At 65.3% G+C, this 20,105-nt stretch carries 25 protein-coding genes and 1 tRNA gene; 17 read left to right on the top strand and 9 right to left on the bottom strand.

Features of this window, described 5'->3' with window-relative positions; translation table 11 throughout:
* Positions 1–211: 211 nt before the first annotated feature.
* Complete coding sequence (locus QLQ85_RS19835) at positions 212–1,297, top strand: efflux RND transporter periplasmic adaptor subunit (protein WP_282740572.1); 1,086 nt, start codon at positions 212–214, stop codon at positions 1,295–1,297.
* A complete protein-coding gene (locus QLQ85_RS19830; protein ID WP_282740571.1) occupies positions 1,297–4,410 on the top strand; it encodes an efflux RND transporter permease subunit in 3,114 nt (1,037 codons plus the stop codon). Before QLQ85_RS19835 ends, QLQ85_RS19830 begins: the two co-directional genes overlap by 1 nt.
* Before the next feature lie 80 nt (positions 4,411–4,490).
* Here QLQ85_RS19830 and QLQ85_RS19825 read toward each other — a convergent pair whose 3' ends face one another.
* The 3 genes from QLQ85_RS19825 to QLQ85_RS19815 form a co-directional block, all read right to left on the bottom strand.
* The gene (locus QLQ85_RS19825; RefSeq protein ID WP_282740570.1) at positions 4,491–4,916 is read right to left on the bottom strand and encodes a DUF3617 domain-containing protein; all 426 of its coding nucleotides are present in this window, start codon (positions 4,914–4,916) and stop codon (positions 4,491–4,493) included.
* 144 nt (positions 4,917–5,060) lie between these two features.
* The gene (locus tag QLQ85_RS19820) at positions 5,061–5,681 is read right to left on the bottom strand and encodes a class I SAM-dependent methyltransferase (RefSeq protein WP_282740662.1); all 621 of its coding nucleotides are present in this window, start codon (positions 5,679–5,681) and stop codon (positions 5,061–5,063) included.
* A gap of 150 nt (positions 5,682–5,831) precedes the next feature.
* Entirely contained in the window at positions 5,832–6,173 is a 342-nt protein-coding gene (locus QLQ85_RS19815; protein ID WP_282740569.1) for a YbjQ family protein, read from the bottom strand.
* 520 nt (positions 6,174–6,693) lie between these two features.
* On the opposite strand from QLQ85_RS19815, the gene QLQ85_RS19810 reads away from it, so the two are divergent.
* The gene (locus QLQ85_RS19810) at positions 6,694–6,909 is read left to right on the top strand and encodes a hypothetical protein (RefSeq protein WP_282740568.1); all 216 of its coding nucleotides are present in this window, start codon (positions 6,694–6,696) and stop codon (positions 6,907–6,909) included.
* Between the two features lie 170 nt (positions 6,910–7,079).
* On the opposite strand, the gene QLQ85_RS19805 is transcribed toward QLQ85_RS19810, so the two are convergent.
* The gene (locus QLQ85_RS19805) at positions 7,080–8,450 is read right to left on the bottom strand and encodes an MFS transporter (RefSeq protein WP_282740567.1); all 1,371 of its coding nucleotides are present in this window, start codon (positions 8,448–8,450) and stop codon (positions 7,080–7,082) included.
* 40 nt (positions 8,451–8,490) lie between these two features.
* Entirely contained in the window at positions 8,491–8,766 is a 276-nt protein-coding gene (locus QLQ85_RS19800) for a metal-sensing transcriptional repressor (RefSeq protein ID WP_282740566.1), read from the bottom strand.
* A gap of 811 nt (positions 8,767–9,577) precedes the next feature.
* Here QLQ85_RS19800 and QLQ85_RS19795 point away from each other — a divergent pair.
* The 14 genes from QLQ85_RS19795 (at position 9,578) to QLQ85_RS19730 (ending at position 17,646) form a co-directional block, all read left to right on the top strand.
* On the top strand, positions 9,578–10,861 hold the full coding sequence (locus tag QLQ85_RS19795) for a tyrosine-type recombinase/integrase (RefSeq protein ID WP_282740565.1): 1,284 nt from the start codon (positions 9,578–9,580) through the stop codon (positions 10,859–10,861).
* A gap of 68 nt (positions 10,862–10,929) precedes the next feature.
* Positions 10,930–11,295, top strand: a complete 366-nt coding sequence (locus tag QLQ85_RS19790) for a hypothetical protein (protein ID WP_282740564.1) — start codon at positions 10,930–10,932, stop codon at positions 11,293–11,295.
* Positions 11,296–11,477: 182 nt separating this feature from the next.
* Positions 11,478–12,008, top strand: a complete 531-nt coding sequence (locus tag QLQ85_RS19785) for a hypothetical protein (RefSeq protein ID WP_282740563.1) — start codon at positions 11,478–11,480, stop codon at positions 12,006–12,008.
* Positions 12,009–12,102: 94 nt separating this feature from the next.
* Positions 12,103–12,285, top strand: a complete 183-nt coding sequence (locus tag QLQ85_RS19780; protein ID WP_282740562.1) for a helix-turn-helix transcriptional regulator — start codon at positions 12,103–12,105, stop codon at positions 12,283–12,285.
* Positions 12,282–12,557 (top strand): helix-turn-helix domain-containing protein, encoded by a 276-nt coding sequence (locus QLQ85_RS19775; protein ID WP_282740561.1) that lies wholly within the window; start codon positions 12,282–12,284, stop codon positions 12,555–12,557. The genes QLQ85_RS19780 and QLQ85_RS19775 overlap by 4 nt, the downstream gene beginning before the upstream one ends.
* 4 nt (positions 12,558–12,561) lie before the next feature.
* The gene (locus QLQ85_RS19770; protein ID WP_282740560.1) at positions 12,562–12,957 is read left to right on the top strand and encodes a MarR family transcriptional regulator; all 396 of its coding nucleotides are present in this window, start codon (positions 12,562–12,564) and stop codon (positions 12,955–12,957) included.
* The gene (locus tag QLQ85_RS19765; RefSeq protein WP_282740559.1) at positions 12,954–13,259 is read left to right on the top strand and encodes a hypothetical protein; all 306 of its coding nucleotides are present in this window, start codon (positions 12,954–12,956) and stop codon (positions 13,257–13,259) included. Before QLQ85_RS19770 ends, QLQ85_RS19765 begins: the two co-directional genes overlap by 4 nt.
* 726 nt (positions 13,260–13,985) lie before the next feature.
* Positions 13,986–14,123, top strand: a complete 138-nt coding sequence (locus QLQ85_RS19760; RefSeq protein ID WP_282740558.1) for a hypothetical protein — start codon at positions 13,986–13,988, stop codon at positions 14,121–14,123.
* Entirely contained in the window at positions 14,120–14,815 is a 696-nt protein-coding gene (locus QLQ85_RS19755) for a hypothetical protein (RefSeq protein ID WP_282740557.1), read from the top strand. The genes QLQ85_RS19760 and QLQ85_RS19755 overlap by 4 nt, the downstream gene beginning before the upstream one ends.
* Before the next feature lie 9 nt (positions 14,816–14,824).
* Positions 14,825–16,435 (top strand): methyl-accepting chemotaxis protein, encoded by a 1,611-nt coding sequence (locus tag QLQ85_RS19750; protein ID WP_282740556.1) that lies wholly within the window; start codon positions 14,825–14,827, stop codon positions 16,433–16,435.
* Between the two features lie 4 nt (positions 16,436–16,439).
* Positions 16,440–16,856 (top strand): DUF5681 domain-containing protein, encoded by a 417-nt coding sequence (locus QLQ85_RS19745; RefSeq protein ID WP_282740555.1) that lies wholly within the window; start codon positions 16,440–16,442, stop codon positions 16,854–16,856.
* The gene (locus QLQ85_RS19740) at positions 16,843–17,079 is read left to right on the top strand and encodes a hypothetical protein (RefSeq protein WP_282740554.1); all 237 of its coding nucleotides are present in this window, start codon (positions 16,843–16,845) and stop codon (positions 17,077–17,079) included. Before QLQ85_RS19745 ends, QLQ85_RS19740 begins: the two co-directional genes overlap by 14 nt.
* On the top strand, positions 17,066–17,356 hold the full coding sequence (locus tag QLQ85_RS19735; RefSeq protein ID WP_282740553.1) for a hypothetical protein: 291 nt from the start codon (positions 17,066–17,068) through the stop codon (positions 17,354–17,356). Before QLQ85_RS19740 ends, QLQ85_RS19735 begins: the two co-directional genes overlap by 14 nt.
* A complete protein-coding gene (locus QLQ85_RS19730) occupies positions 17,353–17,646 on the top strand; it encodes a hypothetical protein (protein ID WP_282740552.1) in 294 nt (97 codons plus the stop codon). Before QLQ85_RS19735 ends, QLQ85_RS19730 begins: the two co-directional genes overlap by 4 nt.
* A gap of 127 nt (positions 17,647–17,773) precedes the next feature.
* On the opposite strand, the gene QLQ85_RS19725 is transcribed toward QLQ85_RS19730, so the two are convergent.
* The 4 genes from QLQ85_RS19725 to queF all read right to left on the bottom strand — a co-directional run bounded on the left by QLQ85_RS19725 (position 17,774) and on the right by queF (position 20,105).
* Positions 17,774–17,861 (bottom strand) — tRNA-Ser (locus QLQ85_RS19725).
* Between the two features lie 127 nt (positions 17,862–17,988).
* Positions 17,989–18,492, bottom strand: coding sequence for a YiiD C-terminal domain-containing protein (locus tag QLQ85_RS19720; protein ID WP_282740551.1), 504 nt, complete (start codon positions 18,490–18,492; stop codon positions 17,989–17,991).
* Positions 18,493–18,671: 179 nt separating this feature from the next.
* A complete protein-coding gene (locus tag QLQ85_RS19715) occupies positions 18,672–19,232 on the bottom strand; it encodes a nitroreductase family protein (RefSeq protein ID WP_282740550.1) in 561 nt (186 codons plus the stop codon).
* Between the two features lie 42 nt (positions 19,233–19,274).
* Positions 19,275–20,105 (bottom strand): NADPH-dependent 7-cyano-7-deazaguanine reductase QueF, encoded by an 831-nt coding sequence (gene queF, locus QLQ85_RS19710; protein ID WP_282740549.1) that lies wholly within the window; start codon positions 20,103–20,105, stop codon positions 19,275–19,277.

Genomic DNA, 20,105 nt, shown 5'->3' with positions numbered 1-20,105 from the left:
GTATCTTGCGTCGCCCCGCCGATGGGTCGTCGGGGGCCCTGGCGGCGGTGATTGCCGACCCATGTACAACTCTTGTACATTGATCCGTGTAGGCCGCCGCCAACTTATGCATTGTTGTCACACTCTTCCCCCGTCAGGCGTTTAGGCTTCAGGGAAGCGACCCGACGGACCGGGCGCCCGCTCATCGCTCACCGACAAGAACGACCACTCCATGACCCCATCGCGTATTCGCCTGCTCCTGCTGCTCGGCCTGGCAGCCTTGATGCTTTCGCCGATGCTGGCCGCCCAGGAGCGCACCGCCGTGATCGGTGCCCGGGCCAGCCTCGAGCCCTGGTCCGACCCCCTGGAGGCGCTGGGCACCCTGCGCGCCGACGAGAGCGTGACGCTCTCCGCCACCGTCACCGAGATCGTCGCCGAGGTGAATTTCCGCGATGGCGAGGTGGTCGAGGCCGGCCAACTGCTGGTGCGGCTGGAGGATGGCGAGGAGCAGGCCCAGTTGCGGGTCACCCAGGCGCTGCGTGACGAGCGTCGCAGCGCCGTCGAGCGCCTGACCCAGTTGCAGAGCCGCAACATGGCGCCGCGGGCCGACGTGGAGGACGCCCAGGCGCGGCTACGCCAGGTGCAGGCCGAGATCCAGGCGCTCGAGGCGCGGCTGACCAACTACCGCCTGCGCGCCCCCTTCGACGGCAGGGTGGGCTTTCGCAACGTCAGCATCGGCGCCCTGGTCACCCCGGGCACCGAGCTGGTGACCCTGGACAAGCTCGACGTGATGAAGCTCGACTTCAGCGTGCCGGAGGTCTACCTGGCGCTGCTCGAGCCGGGCCTGGGCCTGACCGCCCGCAGCGTGGCCTTCCCCGACGAAGCCTTCGAGGGCGAGGTGGCCAGCGTCGGCTCGCGGGTCGACCCGGTCAGTCGCAGCGTCGCCGTGCGCGCCGAGCTGGCCAACCCCGAGCTGCGCCTGCGCCCCGGCATGCTGATGGAGGTGGTGCTCCGCCGCAGCCCCCGCGAGGCGGTGGTGGTGCCGGAGTCGGTGCTGATTCCCAGTGGCGACCGCCAGCACGTGCTGGTGATCGACGAGAGCGACGAGTATCGCCTCGAGCGCCGCGAGGTGCGGGTCGGCGAGCGACGCCTCGGCCAGGCCGAGATCCTCGAGGGGCTCGCGCCCGATGAGCTGGTGGTGTCCCACGGCGTGCAGCGGGCCCGCGAAGGTGACCGCGTGCGCCTGCTGGGCATCGCCGGCGACGAGGCCTCGATCCGCGAGATCCTCGAGACACAACGCGACGAGGGAGACGCCTGATGCGCCTCTCCGACATCTCGGTGCAACGCCCGGTACTGGCCACGGTGCTGGCGCTGCTGATCGTCGCCTTCGGCCTGCTCTCGCTGCAGCGGCTCTCGCTGCAGGAGTACCCGGCCATCGACCCGCCGGTGGTCAGCATCGACACCCGCTACCCCGGGGCCGCCGCCTCCGTGGTGGAGTCGCGCATCACCCAGGTGCTCGAGGACCGCATCGCCGGCATCGAGGGCATCGAGGTGGTCACGTCGTCGAGCGAGGACGGCCGCTCGCGGATCGACATCGAATTCCGACTCGACATGGACATCGACGCCGCGGCCAACGATGTCCGCGACCGTATCGCCGGCGCCCAGCGCAACCTGCCCGACGACGCCGATCCGCCCGAGGTGCAGAAGGCCGACTCGAGCGAGGAGATCGTGGTGTGGCTGAGCCTTTCCGGCGAGGGCTACAGCATTCCCGAGCTCACCGACTACGCCAACCGCTTCCTGGTCGACCGCCTCTCGGTGCAGCCCGGCGTGGCCCGGGTACGGGTCGGCGGTGGCAGCGACTACGCCATGCGCGTGTGGCTCGACCGCAATGCGCTGGCGGCACGCGACCTCACCGTCGGCGACGTGGAGAGCGCCCTGCGTGCCGAGAACGTCGAGCTGCCCGCCGGCGCCATCGAGTCCCGGGAGCGCCAGTTCATCGTGCGCCTGCCCCGCGGCTTCGCCGAACCCGAGGACTTCCGGGGCCTGGCACTGGGCCAGGGCAGCGACGGTTACCTGATTCGCCTGGGAGACGTGGCCCGCGTCGAGGTCGGCTCGGTGGACGACCGTTCGATGTTCCGTGCCAACGGCGTGCCCATGGTCGGCCTGGGCATGATGCAGCAGTCCACCGCCAACGTGCTGGAGCTCTCCCAGGGGGTGCAGGCCGAGATGGAGCGCCTGCAGGGTTCGCTGCCCGAGGACATGGAGCTGCGCCTGAACTTCGATGCCTCGGTGTTCGTCGCCGGGGCCATCCAGCAGGTGGTCATTACCCTGTTCATCGCCATGGGCCTGGTGGTGGTGGTGATCTTCATGTTCCTCGGTAATGTGCGCACCACCCTGGTGCCGGCGGTGACGGTGCCCATCGCGGTGATCGGCTCCTTCACCGCCCTGGCGGCCATGGGATTCTCGATCAACCTGCTCACCCTGCTGGCACTGGTACTGGCCATCGGCCTGATCGTCGACGACGCCATCGTGGTGCTCGAGAACATCAACCGCCGCATGCACGACTACGGCGAGACGCCGCTGGTGGCGGCCTTTCGCGGCACCCGCCAGATCGCCTTCGCGGTGGTCGCCACCACCCTGGTGCTGATCGCGGTGTTCGTGCCGCTGAGCTTCCTGCAGGGCAATGTGGGCCGGCTGTTCTCGGAGTTCGCGCTGACCATGGCGGCCGCCGTGGCCATCTCCAGCCTGCTGGCGCTGACGCTGACGCCGATGATGGCCTCCAAGATCCTCAGGCCGACCATGTACGACAGCGCCGCGGCACGGGGGGTCCAGTGGCTCCTCGAGCTCTCCCAGCGCCTCTATCGCACGCTGCTGGAGCTCGTGCTCAAGGCGCGCCTCGCGGTACTCGCGGTGTTCGTGGCGCTGATCGCCGCCACCGCCTGGATGGCCGACCAGCTGCCCAACGAGTACACGCCCCAGGAGGACCGCGGCAACTTCTTCATCCTGGTCAACGGGCCGGAGGGCGCCACCTACGACTACATGCTCGACTACATGGACGAGATCGAGACACGGCTGATGCCGCTGATCGAGTCCGGTGACGCCAAGCGGGTGGTGGTTCGCTCGCCGATGGGCTTCGGCAACATCGAGACCTTCAATGGCGGCTTCGTGATCATGGGCCTGACCGACTGGGGCAGCCGCCGCAACGCCTGGGAGATCATGGATGACGTGCGCGGCCGCCTCGCCGATCTGCCCGGCGTACAGGCCTTCCCGGTGATGCGCTCGGGCTTCGGCCAGCGCACCGAGAAGCCGGTGCAGTTCGTGCTCGGCGGCGGCACCTTCGAGCAGCTCGCCGAGTGGCGCGACCTGATGCTCGCGCATATCCGCGAGCACAACCCGCGCCTCACCGGCCTGGACAGCGACTACCGCGAGACCCAGCCACAGCTGCGGGTCGACATCGACTACCAGCGCGCCGCGGCGCTGGGCGTCACCGTCAGCGAGATCGGCCGCACCCTGGAGGTGCTGCTCGGCGGACGCAACGTGACCCGCTACGTCGACGACGGCGAGGAGTACGATGTCATCGTCGAGGGCGACCGCGCCAGCCAGAACAGCCCACGCGCGCTGGACAACATCCAGGTGCGCTCATCACGCTCCGGTGAGCTGATCCCGTTGGCGAGCCTGGTGACCTTCTCCGACTATGCCGGTGCCAGCACCCTGAACCGCTTCAACCGCATCCGCGCCATCACCATCGATGCCAACCTGGCCGGCGGCTATCCGCTGGGCGAGGCGCTCGAGTATCTCGAGCAGACTGCCGCGGAGATCCTGCCCCCCGAGGCCCAGACCAACGTGGCCGGCCCGTCGCGGGACTACCGCGAGGCCAGCGGCGCGACCACCTTCCTGCTGGTGCTCGGCGCCCTGGTGGTGTTCCTGGTGATGGCCGCCCAGTTCGAAAGCTTCGTGCACCCCTTCGTGATCATGCTCACCGTGCCCCTGGCCATGAGCGGTGCCCTGCTGGGGCTGCTGGTCACCGGCCAGTCGCTCAACATCTACAGCCAGGTGGGGCTGGTGATGCTGATCGGCCTGGCGACCAAGAACGGCATCCTGATCGTCGAGTTCGCCAACCAGCTGCGCGACCAGGGCCTGGCCTTCCACGACGCCCTGGTCGACGCCGCGGTGACCCGCCTGCGGCCGATCCTGATGACGGCGGTGACCACCATGGCCGGCGCCGTCCCGCTGATCGTCTCCGGCGGCGCCGGTTCCGAGGCGCGCATGGTGATCGGCACCGTGATCATCGCCGGGGTGGCCGCCGCCACCTTCTTCACCCTGTTCGTGGTGCCGGTGGCCTACGACCTGCTGGCGCGCCACACCGGCTCGCCCGGCGAGGTGAAGCGCCGCCTGGACTCGGAGATGGGCGACGGTCCCGCCGGACACTGAGCCGAGCCCCCCCGCCAGCGACGCAAACGACGAAGGCCACCGAACGGTGGCCTTCGTCGCTGTAGACCGCGGACCGGGAATCAGCAATCGCCGATACGTTCCCCATCGATGGCGGTGTGCATCTCCAGCTCGCCCATGGGCGACTCGGTCAGGATATCCACGCCGCCCTCGACCCGCTCACCGAGGAACGACATCTGCCCATCGATGTTGGCCTCGCCCCCCTCGGCACGGCACACCATGCGGTAGTCGATGCCATCGGCGGAGACGTTGTGCTCGAGCAGTTCGCAGCCCTCCTCCTCCTCGATGAGCTGGAATTCCTCGTCCTCCAGGTCGCCCTGGACGATACACTCCTGGTGGGTCTCGGTCTGGTCGGGAATCGGTATATCACCCTTCACCGAAGTGGTACTGGTGAACTGCCACTGCCCCGGCACGATGTTGGGGGTGTCGGCCACGGCGGCCAGCGGCAGGGCCAGCACGGCGGCGGCCAGCAGGGAACGAAACGGCATGGGGAGTCTCCCGTCGGTGAATGGTATGCCTCTCCTTCGGCATGCCGGACAGCTTACTCCAATCGGCGACCTTGCCCAATTGCCGGCGGGGAACCGCTGATCGGCGTCGCGACGAGCGCGACTCTCCAGCATCATGAAACCTCGTCAACGGGGAACGGCGGCGCCCCGGAAGTTGAAACCGGCGAACCTCGGGACTTTCGGCAGATAGCCCGTCTCCATGCGCTGAAGGCCGAAGCCGGCGTGCTCGATGAGCTCGGGTATGGCGCGGTTGAGATTGCACCCACCCGCCACCTTGCGCCACAGGGGATTGACTCGGTCCTGCCACTTGCGCACGGCCTCGTCGGGCGCCGCGCCGTGTTCACAGAACAGCAGCTGGCCGCCCGGCTTGAGCACCCGGCGCATCTGCTCGAGCGCGCGGTGCCAGTCCGGAATCGTGCATAGCGTGTAGGTGAGCACCACGGTATCCACGCTGTCGCTTTCCAGGGGGATCTCCTCGCCGGGCAAATCCAGCCAGCGCACCTCGAAGGGTGCGCCGGCGACATTGCGGCGCGCCTTGCGACGCATGCCCTCGGAGGGTTCGAGCCCCCAAACCAACTCGACCCGGTCCGGGTCGTAATGGGGAAGGTTCAGGCCGGACCCCATGCCCACCTCCAGGACCCGGCCCCGCGCCCCCGGCACCACGGCCGCCCGCTGACGATCGACTGCCTTGTGGCCACACGACAAGTGGAGGAGATGTGGCAGAACGTGATTCTCGTAAAAGGACATCAGGTATCGCCGTTCCTTGTGGTCATTGAGTGGCCGAAACACGACCGGTGAGGCGAGCAGCGTCGACATTCTTCATGACGGTGAGCGGCGACAGCACGCGCAGCCTCAGGCTGACGCCGTGTCCCGTCCACTGGATCGGGGAACGCCAGCTCAGGTCCTGGTGACCTTCACGGCGGTGCCGGTGGCCACCAGAAACAGCATCGACTTGCCGCCGCCGGAGATCTCGCTGTAGTCCAGATCGATGCCGATCACGGCGTTGGCCCCCATCTGCTCTGCCTCGCGGCGCAGCTCGTCCAGGCAGGCCACCCTCGCGTCGCGCAACGCGTCCTGGGACGACTTGTTGCGCCCGCCGAAGAAGTCGCGGAGACCGGCGAACATGTCCTTGAGGATGTTCATGCCGAACACGCACTCGGCGGATACGATGTCGATGTGCTCGGTGACACGGTAGCCCTCGAGGTGCGACGAGGTGGTGAGAATCACTCGTTCAGACATGGGAGTCCTCCATTCCTTGGTCCTGGTCACGATGATGGCACGGCACGGTACCCGCTGCCCTGGCCGGCATCCCGGCTCCAGCATGCCCTGTCCGTCGCCGCTTGGAAACCGGCGCCATCCGAGCCGCTTTGCTCTCCTGCGGTTCACGCCGCGCAGTCGGTGCCAGTCGGGCTCGAGTACCGGCGCCGGCGCTTCGTAGGTGTGGGCTTCACCCCAGAATGATATGCCGGCTGAGATCGGGATTGACACTACATGGGCAGGCTGGTTACTGTTCTCGAAGCGCCGATTTGACCCTCAGCTTGCGGGCGCTCTACAAATGCAGCTAAAGCGACGCCAGAGGCCCGCTTTAGCTCATGCAAAGCGGGTTTTTTGTTGTCCGGCCTTCGGGCCACCGCCGATTTAAGCACCAACTTGCGGGCGGGATAGAAATGCAGCTAAAGCGGCGTGCGACTCCACTCCCCTGGGTCGGCGCTTGCCGAACCACTCTTTCCAAAGCACCACAGGGGAAATGGAGACTCTCATGACTCATCTCACCATCGGATCTCACGACCAAACCGCGGCTGCCGTCGCCGGCGCCTCCCCCGCGTCAATTCGCAATAGCCTGGCCGCCCTGCTCGCCTCGGAAGACATCGTGCGCCCGGAACTGCGCAATGCCGCCATCCTCGGGGCGCAGCGCGCATCGCAGGGCACGCGCAGCGGCGTCCGGAATCACCACACGCTGGCGAGGAGGTCGTGACCATGAACCTGCTTGAGGAACTGCTGCTCAGGACCCGGCACCTGGCGGACACCGATGTGCACCCTCTTCGACACGGGGAAGCCCCTGCGAAGTGCCTGGTAAGTGTTGGATGCTTTCGATTCACTATAACTGGCTGGGGTTCCGATAACCCCGAGTGAGCATATCGCACATTACCTGGGCCAGGTGGGGTGGTGACCATCGATCACGAAGACGTGCCGATGCCGGCCTCCAGGGTGATGGTGGGGATGGCTATGAGGTTCCGGCCCCTCCCAACCTTGGTGTTCGTGCTGATGGTGCTCATCGTGGTAGTGCAAGTGAGCATGGGTCATGGGGACATGCTCGTGCTCGCGGACCATGGGGTCATGGGGACGCCAGACACGGGCCGCGAGCCCCGTCGCCGCCAGCGCTATCGTTCCCAGCAAGACGAACGTTCCGGCGAGCCCGAGATGCGCCCCCATCCAGCCCGCCAGCGGGTAGGCGAAGAGCCAGCATCCATGCGACAGCGAGAACTGCGCGGCAAACAGCGCCGGGCGATCCTCGGGCTGGCACGATTGCTTGAGCAGACGCCCGGTGGGAGTCATGACCAGCGAGGCGCCGGCGCCGAGCAGCAGCCACAGCCCCAACAACCCCGCAAACCCTGGTCCGAGCACGCCCAGGTAGAGGCTCAGCGTCATCAGGGCACCGCCCAACAGCATGACCGGACGCTCTGGCAGCCACTCCAGGACCTTCGGCAGCATCAAGGCCACCAGCATGGAGCCCCCACCGGCCGCGGCGAAGGCCAGGGCTACCTCGCGCTCGCCCAGGCCCAGGGTGGAGCGGACGACCACCACGGTGTTGACGATCTGCATGGCGCCGGCGGCCGAGACCGCCAGGTTCAAGGCCAGCAGCCCGCGCAGCCGGGGTGTCTTGAGGTAGATCCGCATGCCGTGGGAGACGCGCCGCCAGACGCCGGGCGCATGCGCCACGGGGTGCGGCGAGGGCAACGTCACCGACACCACCAGGGCCGCCGAGAGCAGGAATGCCAGGGCATTGAGCAGGAACAGGGCATCGAAGCTCATCGCCATCAGCAGCGCCGCCGCGGCCATCGGGCTGAGCAGATTCTCCAGGTCATAGGCGAGGCGTGACAACGACAAGGCCCGCGTGTACTGCCCCTCGTCTTCGAGGAGGTCGGGGATCGTCGCCTGGAAGACCGGCGTGAAGCCTGCCGAGCCGGCATTGAGCAGGAAGATCAGGACATAGACCTGCCAGACCTCGGTGACGAAGGGCAGCACGCAGACCACCGCCGCACGCAGCAGGTCCAGGCCGACCAACAGCCAGCGCCGAGGCAGGCGCGCCGCATAGGCGCCGACCAGTGGAGCGATCCCCACGTAGGCCACCATCTTGATCGCCAGGGCCGTGCCCAGTACGACACCCGCCTGCCCCGCGGCCAGGTCGTGGGCCAGTAGCGCCAGGGCGACCGTGGTCAGTCCGGTGCCGATCAGCGCAATGACCTGGGCCAGAAACAGATGGCGATAGACGCGGTGGGCGAGCACCTGGAACATGGGGCCTCCTCGCGGCGGTAGTGGCGGCTGGAGAGAGCGGTTACAGATAGCGGGCGATCGCCTTGAACTCCTCGACCCGGGCGCGCTGCGCCTTGTCCCGAGGGCCGAGGGCCTTCTCCAGGCAGTGGTCGATATGGTCCTGCACCAGGGTCCGCTTGGCCTGCTGGATGGCCTTCTCCACGGCGTGGAGCTGCTGGGCGATATCCAGGCAGGGGCGTTCGTCCTCGATCATCTGGATCACGCCCTGCAGGTGACCACGGGCGCGATTCAGGCGCTTGATGATGTCGGGGTGCGTCTGGTGGGTATGCGATGTCATCTTCCACTCCTCGTTCTATTCCTATCCCCCTGGAGGGGATGTTAGACGCTTTGCCGACATCTTGCCCGTGCCGCAGATGACAAGGGATGAAGTGGTCAATTGGACCACTTCAGTATCGTTGCTCGACAGGCGATGCGTGGAACAGGGCGAATCCTCGGCCTGGTGTCAGAGTTATATCGGCAAGTGCTGGACTATTGTTGGGCTTACCCGCCAGCACAAGATTGCCGAGGGCGAACAGGGTGAACAGCTACGCCTGGTTGTTGGTGGCGGGGGCCGCCGCCACAATGGTGGCATCGACGATGGTGCTCAGCCTGGGCGAACGAGATCTGCTTCATCGGGTGTCTCGACAGGCGCTGTGACCCCGTGATATGCATCCAGTGTGCTTGCTACAGCAACAGGGTGACAGTCATGGCCTTCCATAACCCGGATTCGAAAATCCGTGAAATCGAGCAGCGCAATGCCCGATTGCGCGCCGGACTCTTTGCCAAGCTGTTTGGCAGTGCCTGGCGTGGATTTCGCAAGGCCTTGTCGTGCCTTCGATTCCGTCGGCGTCAACGTCGAGGCTGACCTCTGCGCTTCCCAAGGCGTGGGTTAGCAGAGATCAGGAAAAGAAAAAGCCGCTGAAATCAGCGGCTTTTTCGATATTCTGTGGCGGAGGGGGAGGCCGCCTCCTCCACACTTCACCGCGTATCACAGCGTATCAACAACCCCGCCCAAGCCCCGTAATATCTAGATTTCTTGTGTTAAGCCATTTCATCGCCTATCATCCAATTACACCCGCAATGTTGGGTAGGTAGTTGGAGGAAGGTCGATGCCGAAGAAAGCCCGCGAAATGTCCGCCGCTGAGGTAAGGCGCCTCACAGCCCCAGGGTTGTACGCCGTTGGTGGCGTTGCAGGCCTGCAGCTGCAGGTGACAAAGAGCGGAGCTCGTTCATGGGTCCTGCGCATCAAGGTGGGGGCCCGTCGCCGGGACATTGGCCTGGGAGGCTTCCCTGATGTCCCCCTGTCCGACGCGAGAGCGAAAGCCCGCACCCTGCGAGAACAGATCGCCTCCGGCATCGACCCTGTAGAAGAGAAGCGCGCCGCCCGCCTGGCCCTGCTGGCACAAACGCAGCGCCTTACCTTCGACGAAGCGACCGGGAAGTTCCTGACCCTCAAGCGCCACGAGTTCAAGAACGCCAAGCACGCCGCGCAGTGGGAGAGCACTCTGGCCACTTACGCCTCGCCTGTCATCGGCGGGAAGCGCGTCGACGAGATCGTCCTGGCTGACATCGAGGAGCTGCTGACCCGGGACAACCTGTGGCTGGCCAAGACCGAGACCGCCAAGCGCTTACGGGGTCGCGTCGAGAAGGTGCTGGATTGGGCCACCGCCGGCGGACACCGCACTGGCGACAACCCGGCCCGCTGGCGCGGCAATTTGGACGCCCGCCTGCCCAACCCGAGCAAGGTCGCCACGAAGCGCCACCACTCTGCCCTACCGATCGACGACATACCCCGCTTCATGCGCCACCTGGCGACCATGGAGGGCAGCGGCGCCCGCTGCCTGGAGTTCGCCATCCTGACCGCTACACGCTCCCGTGAAGCCAAGGGGGTCCGCTGGAGCGAGATCGACCTGGGGGCGCGCCTGTGGACGATTCCCGCTGACCGCATGAAGGCAGGCAAGGAACACCGCGTACCCCTCTCGCGGGCCGCCGTGGCGCTTCTGAAGGCCCTGCCGAGGCACGAGGGCACCGACCTGGTATTTCCGTCTGCCCGCGGCAAACTGCTGTCCGAGAACACGCTGACGGCCGTCATCAAGCGGATGGACAGCGCCATGCCCGAGGGCCAGAAGTACCGCGACCCGAACACCGGCGGCGTCGTCACCGCCCACGGCTTCCGATCGACGTTCAGGGATTGGGCCGGCGAGCGTACCGCCTACCCGGGCGACATCTGCGAGATGGCCCTGGCCCACGTCATCAAGAACAAGGCCGAAGCTGCATACCGCCGCGGCGACCTGCTCGAGAAGCGTCGCCGGCTGATGAAGGACTGGGCGCAATTCTGCGCCGAGGGTGCCACGCAAGCCAGCGTGACACCGATTCGAGCCCAAGAGGGCTGACAAGGTGGCCCCAGGGTGCGGACACACCCCAGGGCCGACACAGCGGCAACTGAATAGGAGAAGCCGTCATGCAAAACCAGTCTACCACCATCGCCCAACACTCCCCCTCCGCCCACCGCGCTGAGGAGTACTGGCTCGACACGACCAGCCACATCGACGCCCAAAGAAACTGCGTCGTCATCCGTGGTTCATTCATGGCCATGCAGCAAATAGGGGCGTCGAAAGAGACCAGCATCAAAGTGATGCGCAGCGTGAAAGAGCGTATCCGCAGCCGCGATGCCGAACCCGCTGCGTGGTTCTTTGGCCCATCTCGTGCAAAGTGGGTATCCGCCCGTATGGATCGCGGCGAGTTAAAGACCAACGAGGAGATTGGTAGGGCTCTGACCGGCAACAAGCTCGAGGGTGACTCAACAAGACCGGCGCTCCTGGCGTGAGCTGATGCCGCAGGGCGAACCTATGTGGGTTCGGATGTTGGGAAACGGGGATCAGGCTTGCTTGATCCCCGTGGTTACAAGGGTTGCGGCGGACTATGTTTCCGCCTCGCCAAATGCCGGTAGCTGAACAGGAGCTCCGCCGCCGCGCGGAGCTTCCTACAGATCTTCTGGGAGTCTGAGGCATGAAGGATGCCACAAACTGGTGGGCACAGCAGCCTGGATGGGCACACCTGTTGCCTGAGCGGCTGCGCGAAACCTGGCCTTGGTTTGAGGCGGTGTGGGCATTCGACTATGGCGACCCGCGCCAGCTCGCTGACTTGATTCTCACCGATGCCATTCCTCCCGAATACACGGCTGCCGTGGCTGCCATTGTGGCAGGGGAAAGGAAGCCAAACCGCAAAGCCACCGCCAAAGCTAAGATTCCAGCCAAAGAGCGAGCAGAGACTGCCGTTCTCGTCTCAGTTTGCCAAGGCGCTCGAGATGAAGTGAAGTTTCGCGCCTTCAATCCTTGTCGTGACCCAGATCGCCTGAACGGTATCGGTGCCGGCGCAGTAGCAGACTCCATTGAACCCGTTGAGCTGATGCGGAATGCCGACAAGCTGGGGCGGAAGTGCCTGCAAACGGCTGCTGGCCATTGGGGTGTTAGCACCGAAACCATCGAGAACCTGATGCGCGAAGCAAAAGCCCGGTTGGCCGCCTGGCCAGAGGTGTAGAACAAAGGCCATTGTTCTACACGGGCACTTTAGGACAATCTTTTATGCGCCGGCATGATCGTTCCCGTACTCACGCAACACGGGAAGATCCTCGATGACCTACCTGACAGTAAAACAGATAGCCTCTCGCTTGGCCGTTTCCGTGCCAACTATATGGCGATGGTCCCGCGACCACGATAGCTCTTTTCCCCGCCCCATCAAGTTAGGCCCTAACTGCACCCGCTGGCGCCTGGCCGACCTCGAAGAGTGGGAGAACCGCGAGGAGGTGGCGCAATGAGTACCGACATGAAAAAGCCCGGGGTGGAGACTCGGGCCAATTCAAATACCATCGCCATTGATCCTACCACCCACGCCGGCAGAATCCTAGCGGCACTGCGCGAACGCCCGATGAGCAACATTGAAATCATCTGGCAGCTCAATATCGCCCACCCGCCGGCTGCCGTGCGGGATCTTCGCCAGGCTGGCGTCCGCATCGATACAGAGCCACACCCCCACCCCTCGAGGCCCGGCGAGAAGATCAAACGCTATCACCTCGTCGGCGAGGGGTGATCGTATGGCGAAGCGCAGCATCGCCAAGACCAAGTGGCAGGGTGGCTACCTCGCCCTGCCCAAGGTTGTCATGGAGGACGATGATTTCCGCAGCCTCCCGCCCTCCTCTCTCAAGGTGCTGATGGCCCTTGCGTGCCAGTACAACGGAAAGAACAACGGCGACCTATCGGCCACTCACTCGACGATGAAGGCTTGGGGTGGCATGTCCCATACCACGCTTGGGAAGGCCCTCAAGCATCTGCAGGAGCGTCGGCTAGTCGTGAAGACCAGGGATGCCCTCATTGGACGAGAGGGAGCCCGTTGCGCCTTGTACGCCCTCAGCTGGCAGCCGATCGATCCGTGTGACGGCAAGCTCGATGTGCCCGACACGAACACGCCACCAAGGAGGTGGAGTCCATGATTTCGATTCTGACCGACTCCAGAAAATGGAGTGCCTCACTCCAGAAAATGGAGCAGTTGCCCGGTACGGCACAGTCTTTCTCGGCAAACGCTCCAGAAAATGGAGCAGTTGGGCCAATTTCGGAAGGCTTACGACTCCAGAAAATGGAGACCTTACTAAGTTACCAATGGGGTATGGGGTTCAATCCCTTTGATCGGGCGATGATGGGCATGGTCGAGAGCAAAAATCGTCGCGCGCCGCTGATCGCCTGCGTACAGGCTGGAACAGGGACCGGCATATCCCCAGGCTTCTTGCTATCCTGACAATCTGTTGCATGGAGGTCAGGATGAGACTCATCGCAATCGCACTACTACTTCTCCCCCTCGCCGCTCAGGCCCAGGTCATGCGCTGCCCTGATGGATCCTACCAATCCCGATGCTCGGGCGGGCAGGCCGTGCAGGGTGGTGGAGTGTCGAGCTACAGCGCCCCGGCCCCGCCCCGGGATATACCGCGGCACCAACCCACACTCCAGCGTGACCGCATCCAGGCGCCTCGCTCAACGCATCAGCGCGCCCAGTCCGCCCCGCAGATCAGCCGCAACGACCTGGTAAAGGCCCGAAGCCGCGGCATCATTCTGATGGGGATGGAAGAGCGCGATGTCGTGCATATCCTTGGGCGACCGCACACCGTCGACGTGGAGACGGGGTCGCGCCGGTCGTGCCGACACCTGTTCTGGAAAGAGCGAGGGCTGTGGAGCGACTACGTCAGGCTGTGTGACGGCCGAGTGGACTACCACCGAAAAGATAACCAGTAGACAACCACCCCGCTCCGGCGGGGTTTTTTGTACCTGCACGGACGATGTGGCGGACACCTACTCCGCCAATCCTCCAGATTCCCCCTGTGTCATGAGAGTTAATTTCATATCATCCAACATCATACCCAACATAATGATGGATAAATCATCGGTATTCTGATATTACTGTTCATATATCCATGCTGGATACATAGCCATGAAAAATCAGCCAGGCCGCCCCAAGGGGGCACGAAACATGAAGCCCAGCAAGGCCGCCATCAACGACTACTACCGCCTGCTCCAAGCCAAGGCCGACAAGGGCGACACCTACGCCGCCGCCAAGCTGATCGAGCTCGACATGCTCGACCAACAACGAAAGGAAACCGCACAATGAAATATTCCGCACCGCTAAAGCATATCGTTCAGCGCCTCACCGCAAGCCAGAAGCCCAACACCAGCCGCCACGCGCTCAAGATTCACGGCCACGTCAAGGCCTTGGCGAACGCCGTCGAAAGCATGGAGGCCATCGCCACGAACCGCGACCCGACGCAGACCGAGGCCGCACACGAAGTGCGGATTGCCAAGGCTGCCCGACAGCTAATGCAGCACGGCGAAAAGATGAAGGCCCAGCTTCATGACGGCATGGCGGAAGGGCTTGGCGACATCAACGGCGAGATCCGCACCAAGAACAACTTCAGCGCTCACCCGGTATACGGCCCCGAGGTTCGCCACGCGCTGCGTCTCATGACCGACCAGCAGCGGCACGACGTGGTGCGCCAGGCGCTGGATAAGGGCGACGGGCAGACCATGGCGGCCATCATGGAAGCCCCCGAGGTCACCACCGGCCTGGATCCTAAGCAGATGACTGCCTACCGGGAAGCGTTCGAGAAAAAGCACACCCCCGAGTTGGTCGAGCAACGCGAAGAGCTTTACGAATCCTTCGACGCTGGCCTGGTCGCGCTTCGCAACGCCGACAACGCCGCACGCGAATGGCTCAAGCCTGGCCGCCTGCGCGAGATCGAGGAAGCCCAGGAGCGGCACAGCAACGCTACGCGCTCGTTCGAATCCAGCGTCCAAGCGGTGTGAGGTGCTGATATGTCCGACCAGTCAAGGCTTGAAATCGTCATCGACTCGCGGCGCGCCGAGGGCAACCTGCGCAATGTGCGGAGCGACCTGCAGGCGGTCGAGAAACAGGGGCTCGTGTCCGCCCAGGCGCTGCGCCGTATGGCTGCCGGGGCTGTCGCAGGGGCCACGGCCGCCGCCGGCACGCTGGCATTGCTGACCCGCCAGGGCCAGAGCTTCATCGACACGCAGGCCAAGGCCGCCGACCGCATCGGTGCCACCATCGACGGCCTTCGGGCTGCGCAGATCGTCGCCGCTGACTACGGGGTGGCGAACAACTCCCTGGCCCGCTCCCTGGCCCGCCTGAACCGTGGCCTAGTGGATGCCAGGGAGGGCAGCAAGAAGGGCGCCGCCGCCCTGAAGCAGCTTGGGCTGTCCGCTGATGACCTGATCAACATGGACGCCGACCAGCGGCTTGGGGCCATCGCAGGCCAGGTGGAGGCCCTGGGGATCAACGCCGCGGACACCACCTCCATCCTGCGAGACCTTGGCGTCAGGAACGAGGAGCTGGTCAACGTCCTGCAGGGCGGGGCTGAGGCCTTCGGGGCTGCCCGGCAGGAAGTGGATGAATACGGCCTGTCGTTGTCCCGGGTGGATGCCGCCCGGGTGGAGAAGGCCAACGATGCCATCGCCCGCATTCCCCGCGTGCTCGAGCCGATCCGCAACCAGCTCGCCATCACCCTGTCCGAGCCCCTCAACGACGTGGCCGATCGCTTCAACGATGCTGCCCGGGAGTCCCAGGGTTTCGCCGGCACCGTGGTGGATAGCGTGGAGTGGGCTGCCCGTGGCGTCGCTGAGCTACTGGATACCATCGATTCGGTTCGTATCGGCTTGATGAAGGTGCAGCGGGTGCAGCTCCAGGCCGAGGCGCTCGGGGCGAATATCCGGGCCAGCGTGCTGGGCAGTGATGGCCCGACGCCGCAGCAACAGGCATTGGAGGCCTTCGACGCCGACCTTTCCCAACTGTCCGGCGGCGATTCCAACGCGGCCCGGGTGTCGGCGTACTTCGACGAGCTGGCCGACAGCATCCGCGAGAACTATGAGGCCCGGAGGCTTGAAACCGACGAGCTGGGCAACGCCAGCGACGGTCTGCACAACTTCACCGACGACCTGGAGAGCACCGCCCGGGACGTTGCCGAGTCCACCGAGGACACTGCCGACGCCATGGGTACCGCGGCGGTCGCTGTCCGTGACTTCGCCAATACCGCAGCCAGGGCGGCACAGCAGCTTGAGGCCGCAGCTGACCCGCGCTACACCCCAGGCGCTGGCGGCGGCACGATCGAGGAGCGCGCCCGCGCCCGCTTCGAGGAAAGCGCCTTCCGGCCCGGCGACCCCAGCGTCATCAACTACGCCCCGAACCCCACCGCCCGGCCCACCTGGTCCATGGACTACCTCGACACCGTGCCGGGGAGCGTCTCCACCGCCGGGGGGCCGGCAATGTCCGGGGCGCCCACGCACAGGGGCTCGGTCCATGTCACTGTCGCCGGTAAGGACGGGCAGGAAGCGTCGGGCGAGATTGAGGCCGACGACGCCTTTGCACAGCGCCTCGTGAGCGTCCTTAGTGGCGCGGCAGGAGGGTCGTAATCCAATGGCCGAACGAGACGGAAAGGGGCGCTTCACCAAGGGACAGAGCGGCAACCCCAGCGGCAGGCCGCGGAAGGCTGACGAGCTGCGCAAGCTGCTGGAGGGTGACGCCGAGGTGGTCGCCCGCAAGATCATTGACGCTGCCAAGGGTGGTGACATGAACGCCTGTCGTATGGTGGTGGAACGCATCCTGCCCGCCGTTCGCCCTGCTCACGCCTGCGTGACGTTCTCCCTGGACGAGAGCAAGCCCCTTGCCGACCAAGCCCGCCAGATCCTCACCGCCATCGCTGCCGGCCAGATGCCGCCCGACCAGGGTAAAGCCCTACTGGACGCCCTCGCCTCACTGGTGCGGGTGGTGGAACTGGACGAGATCGACCGCCGACTGAAAGCCATCGAGGAGACGAACAGTGTACCGAGCTGAGAAGGACGAGGCCCGCAGTGCGGCATGGTACGAGCGGCAGGTGCATCGCCGAGCGTGGGGCGAGGCGCTGGAGAGCCACCGCGTGGCCATCGTCGTGAAGGGCCAACAGCGCGCCGTGCTGGCCGGGCGCGACCTGGAGGAGCTACGCCACCGGGCATTCACGTTCGCCGCCGCCCAGGGCTGGCGGAGGGCCGTGGTGGAGGTGATTCATGGCACGCAGTAGCCTTGCTGACCTGGAGAAACGCCTGGCCGCCCTAGAGGAAACCTGCGGCGAGCCAACCGAGATATGGATCGAGCCGCCCGAGCGTGGCCTAGCCGGCTGGGAGTGTATGGGGCAGAACGCGCATCCTGCCGAGAAGGTTCACCGCCTGCCCGATGAGTCTGATGAAGACTTGGCCGACCGCGCCCGCGAGTGTATGCGCCGGATGCGCCGGGAAGGCGGCTATACCAGCCCGGCGGCCGTCTACTTCGCTTTCGACCATGAGGGGGTGAGCCGATGAGCCGGGAGAGGCTGAGGCAGCGCCTGGAGAAGTTGGAGAACGACCGGTTCATCACCGCCGATGGTGTGGAAGCCGTGTTCATCACCGTGGTGGACAACAGCAAGGAAGGTGCCGGCCGGCCCCTGGAAGTGCTCGGGTGGCGATACCAGCGCCACGGGGCCGATGACGTGGTGACGATGCGAGAGCCGGGAGAAGCTGACGACAGGCTGCGCGAGCGTCATATGGCCGATGTTCGCCCGCTGCTGCCCCGGGGAAGCGTGCCGATGTTCCTGCCGATCAATCCAGAGTGAACGCGGCCGAGGCGGCGCCACGCCATCCTGACGCAAAAAACCCGCCTCGCTACCGTTTTCGGCATGTTGGGCGGGTTGTTGGGCAGCTTGAGAAAACTTCTCTAAGCTACTGATATTCAAAGATAGATGGCGGAGGGGGAGGGATTCGAACCCTCGAAGCCTTTCGACTTACACACTTTCCAGGCGTGCTCCTTCGACCACTCGGACACCCCTCCGCATTGTCATTCTCGAGTCGAAATACTGGTTGGCCCATATCCTGGCCCGCCGTCATCTCCTCTAGAACGGCGCATATGCTAACGTCTTAAGTGCGCGATTGCAAGCCGCTTTTTCCGTAACGAGCCCTCAGCCGGCGGGCAGCACCGCATAGCTGCCGCGGGCCTCGAGGCACAGGGTATCGCCGCACCAGAGCTTCTGGACCAGGGCGATACGCCCCCTGCCCCGGCCGGCGATCTGCTCGGCCAATGCCACTGGCCCGTCGTCATTCTCGGGCAGGCACACCAGTCGATAGTCGCCGGTGACCGGGGCCAGGAAGCGCTGGCTGGCCTCGGCCACCACCACGTCGCGGGCCATGCTGTGGCGACGCAGCCAGAGCGTGGTCCAGCACCAGCCGAGGAGCGCGGTCTGGGCGGCCAGGGCTCCACCGAAGCCGGTGCCCTTGTCGTTGAGGCTGGGTGCCAGGTCGAGCGCCCAGATCAACTGTTCCTCCTCGCGCCGCATCGAGCGGATGCCCAGGTGCTCGACCATGGGGATCGCCTCGGCGAGCCAGGCCAGGAAGCGGGCCGGGTCGTCCTCCCGGCCGGGGGCCGGCAACGGCAGGCGGGGATGGGCAATGCCGATCTCGCGCATGTTTATCTCTCCCGGCTAGCAGCCTGTCGGATTTGACCGATCGTCACGAGAAAAACGGATTTCGAGACAAGTTTATCGATCTGACGAGGCGAATAGCACGCTATTTAACGAATCAGATCGAATGAAATTGGCCGAAAACCCGGGTTTCGCAGTAGATCAGCGTTAAGTCCGACAGGCTGCTAACTCCAGTGCTCGAGGAAGTCATCGATCCGGTGTTCGGCCAGCGGCTTGTGGCGGCCGGCGAGCTGGCCCAGGTAGAGGAAGGCGACAATCTCGTCGTCCTCACCCAGGCCGAGCCCCTTGCGTACGGTGGGATCGAACGCGTACTTGCCGCTGCGCCACATGGCACCGAGCCCCAGGGCATGGGCGGCGAGCATGATGCCGTGGGCGGCACAGCCGGCAGAGATCACCTGCTCGATCTTCGGCACCTTGGGAATATCGGGGGTGACCCTGGCGATCACGGCGATGATCATGGGCGCGCGCAGCGGCTTCTTGCGCGCGGCGTCCAGGGTCGCGTCCTCGCTATGCGGATCCTCGCGGAATTCGGCCTCGGCGAACAGCTCGCCCAGCCGCGTAAGGCCCTCGCCGGAAAACTCGATGAAGCGCCAGGGGCGCAGCTCCTTGTGGTCCGGGGCACGCAGCGCCGCCCGGTAGATCGCCTCGAGCTGCTCGGGACTCGGCGGCGGCCCTGTCAACTTGCCCATGGAGCTGCGTTCGTGCAGCAGCGTCATCGCGTCCATGTCGCTCTCCTGTTGAGGTATTGTCGCACTCTAACGAAGGCACTACTGGCGCGCCAGCCGCAGCGGCTCGGGGGGACGCTCGCCGGGGGTGCCGCGCCAGGGGCTGATGTCGAGCCCGCCACGGCGCACGTAACGCGCCAGCACCAGCAGCCGCTCGGGGCGAGCCCGGGCCATCAGGTCGGTGAAGATGTGCTCGACGCAGTGTTCGTGGAAGTCCTGATGCTGGCGATAACCGATCAGGTAGCGCAACAGCCCTTCGCGGTCGAGCTTCGGCCCTCGGTAGCGGATCAGCACGCTACCCCAGTCGGGCTGGCCGGTGACCGGGCAGTTGGACTTGAGCAGGTGCGAATACAGAGTCTCCTCGACGACCTCCACTCCCGCCTTGAGGTGGTCGGCGCTGGGCGTATAGTCGCTGACCTCGATGTCCAGGTCGTCCAGGCTCTCGCCGGGCAGGCGTCGGGGGGCGAGCGCCTCGTCGTCGACATCGAGCAGTTCGACGGAGACCGGGGCACCCGCGGCGGCGGAAAGGTCCGCGACCAGGGTGTCGCTCACCCGCTCGCGGCTGTCGAAGCGGGTCTGGTTGAAGCCATTGAGATAGAGCTTCCAGGACTTCGACTCGATCAGGTTGGGGGAGTCCACCGGCAGGCGAAAGCGCGCCACGGCGACCACCGGCTTGCCGCGGGCGTTGAGCCAGGAGACCTCGAAGGCGTGCCACTCGTCCTCGCCGACGAAGGGCAGCGCGCCTTCCTCGATACCCAACGGCGCACGATTGGCGGCGCGGGCGATGGGATAGAGCAGCCCGGCGTCGTAGCGCTCCGGGTAGGCGGACTCGCGACCCAGCGGGGCGTGCTCGAGGGTGTCGGGACGATCCAT

The organism is Halomonas kalidii (genome assembly GCF_030010475.1).
GTDB lineage: Bacteria > Pseudomonadota > Gammaproteobacteria > Pseudomonadales > Halomonadaceae > Halomonas > Halomonas heilongjiangensis.
This window is presented reverse-complemented; position numbering and strand designations above follow the sequence as displayed.

Coding starts and splice junctions, on each gene's coding strand:
- QLQ85_RS19720 (WP_282740551.1), bottom strand. CDS start 18,492: ATGCGCGAGATCGGCATTGCCCATCCCCGCCTGCCGTTGCCGGCCCCC.
- QLQ85_RS19800 (WP_282740566.1), bottom strand. CDS start 8,766: ATGACATCGCATACCCACCAGACGCACCCCGACATCATCAAGCGCCTG.
- QLQ85_RS19830 (WP_282740571.1), top strand. CDS start 1,297: ATGCGCCTCTCCGACATCTCGGTGCAACGCCCGGTACTGGCCACGGTG.
- QLQ85_RS19735 (WP_282740553.1), top strand. CDS start 17,066: ATGGCACGCAGTAGCCTTGCTGACCTGGAGAAACGCCTGGCCGCCCTA.
- QLQ85_RS19770 (WP_282740560.1), top strand. CDS start 12,562: ATGGCGAAGCGCAGCATCGCCAAGACCAAGTGGCAGGGTGGCTACCTC.
- QLQ85_RS19715 (WP_282740550.1), bottom strand. CDS start 19,232: ATGGACGCGATGACGCTGCTGCACGAACGCAGCTCCATGGGCAAGTTG.
- QLQ85_RS19745 (WP_282740555.1), top strand. CDS start 16,440: ATGGCCGAACGAGACGGAAAGGGGCGCTTCACCAAGGGACAGAGCGGC.
- QLQ85_RS19805 (WP_282740567.1), bottom strand. CDS start 8,450: ATGTTCCAGGTGCTCGCCCACCGCGTCTATCGCCATCTGTTTCTGGCC.
- QLQ85_RS19815 (WP_282740569.1), bottom strand. CDS start 6,173: ATGTCTGAACGAGTGATTCTCACCACCTCGTCGCACCTCGAGGGCTAC.
- QLQ85_RS19820 (WP_282740662.1), bottom strand. CDS start 5,681: ATGTCCTTTTACGAGAATCACGTTCTGCCACATCTCCTCCACTTGTCG.
- QLQ85_RS19760 (WP_282740558.1), top strand. CDS start 13,986: ATGAAGCCCAGCAAGGCCGCCATCAACGACTACTACCGCCTGCTCCAA.
- queF (WP_282740549.1), bottom strand. CDS start 20,105: ATGGATCGTCCCGACACCCTCGAGCACGCCCCGCTGGGTCGCGAGTCC.
- QLQ85_RS19755 (WP_282740557.1), top strand. CDS start 14,120: ATGAAATATTCCGCACCGCTAAAGCATATCGTTCAGCGCCTCACCGCA.
- QLQ85_RS19775 (WP_282740561.1), top strand. CDS start 12,282: ATGAGTACCGACATGAAAAAGCCCGGGGTGGAGACTCGGGCCAATTCA.
- QLQ85_RS19750 (WP_282740556.1), top strand. CDS start 14,825: ATGTCCGACCAGTCAAGGCTTGAAATCGTCATCGACTCGCGGCGCGCC.
- QLQ85_RS19810 (WP_282740568.1), top strand. CDS start 6,694: ATGACTCATCTCACCATCGGATCTCACGACCAAACCGCGGCTGCCGTC.
- QLQ85_RS19825 (WP_282740570.1), bottom strand. CDS start 4,916: ATGCCGTTTCGTTCCCTGCTGGCCGCCGCCGTGCTGGCCCTGCCGCTG.
- QLQ85_RS19795 (WP_282740565.1), top strand. CDS start 9,578: ATGCCGAAGAAAGCCCGCGAAATGTCCGCCGCTGAGGTAAGGCGCCTC.
- QLQ85_RS19730 (WP_282740552.1), top strand. CDS start 17,353: ATGAGCCGGGAGAGGCTGAGGCAGCGCCTGGAGAAGTTGGAGAACGAC.
- QLQ85_RS19790 (WP_282740564.1), top strand. CDS start 10,930: ATGCAAAACCAGTCTACCACCATCGCCCAACACTCCCCCTCCGCCCAC.
- QLQ85_RS19785 (WP_282740563.1), top strand. CDS start 11,478: ATGAAGGATGCCACAAACTGGTGGGCACAGCAGCCTGGATGGGCACAC.
- QLQ85_RS19765 (WP_282740559.1), top strand. CDS start 12,954: ATGATTTCGATTCTGACCGACTCCAGAAAATGGAGTGCCTCACTCCAG.
- QLQ85_RS19780 (WP_282740562.1), top strand. CDS start 12,103: ATGACCTACCTGACAGTAAAACAGATAGCCTCTCGCTTGGCCGTTTCC.
- QLQ85_RS19835 (WP_282740572.1), top strand. CDS start 212: ATGACCCCATCGCGTATTCGCCTGCTCCTGCTGCTCGGCCTGGCAGCC.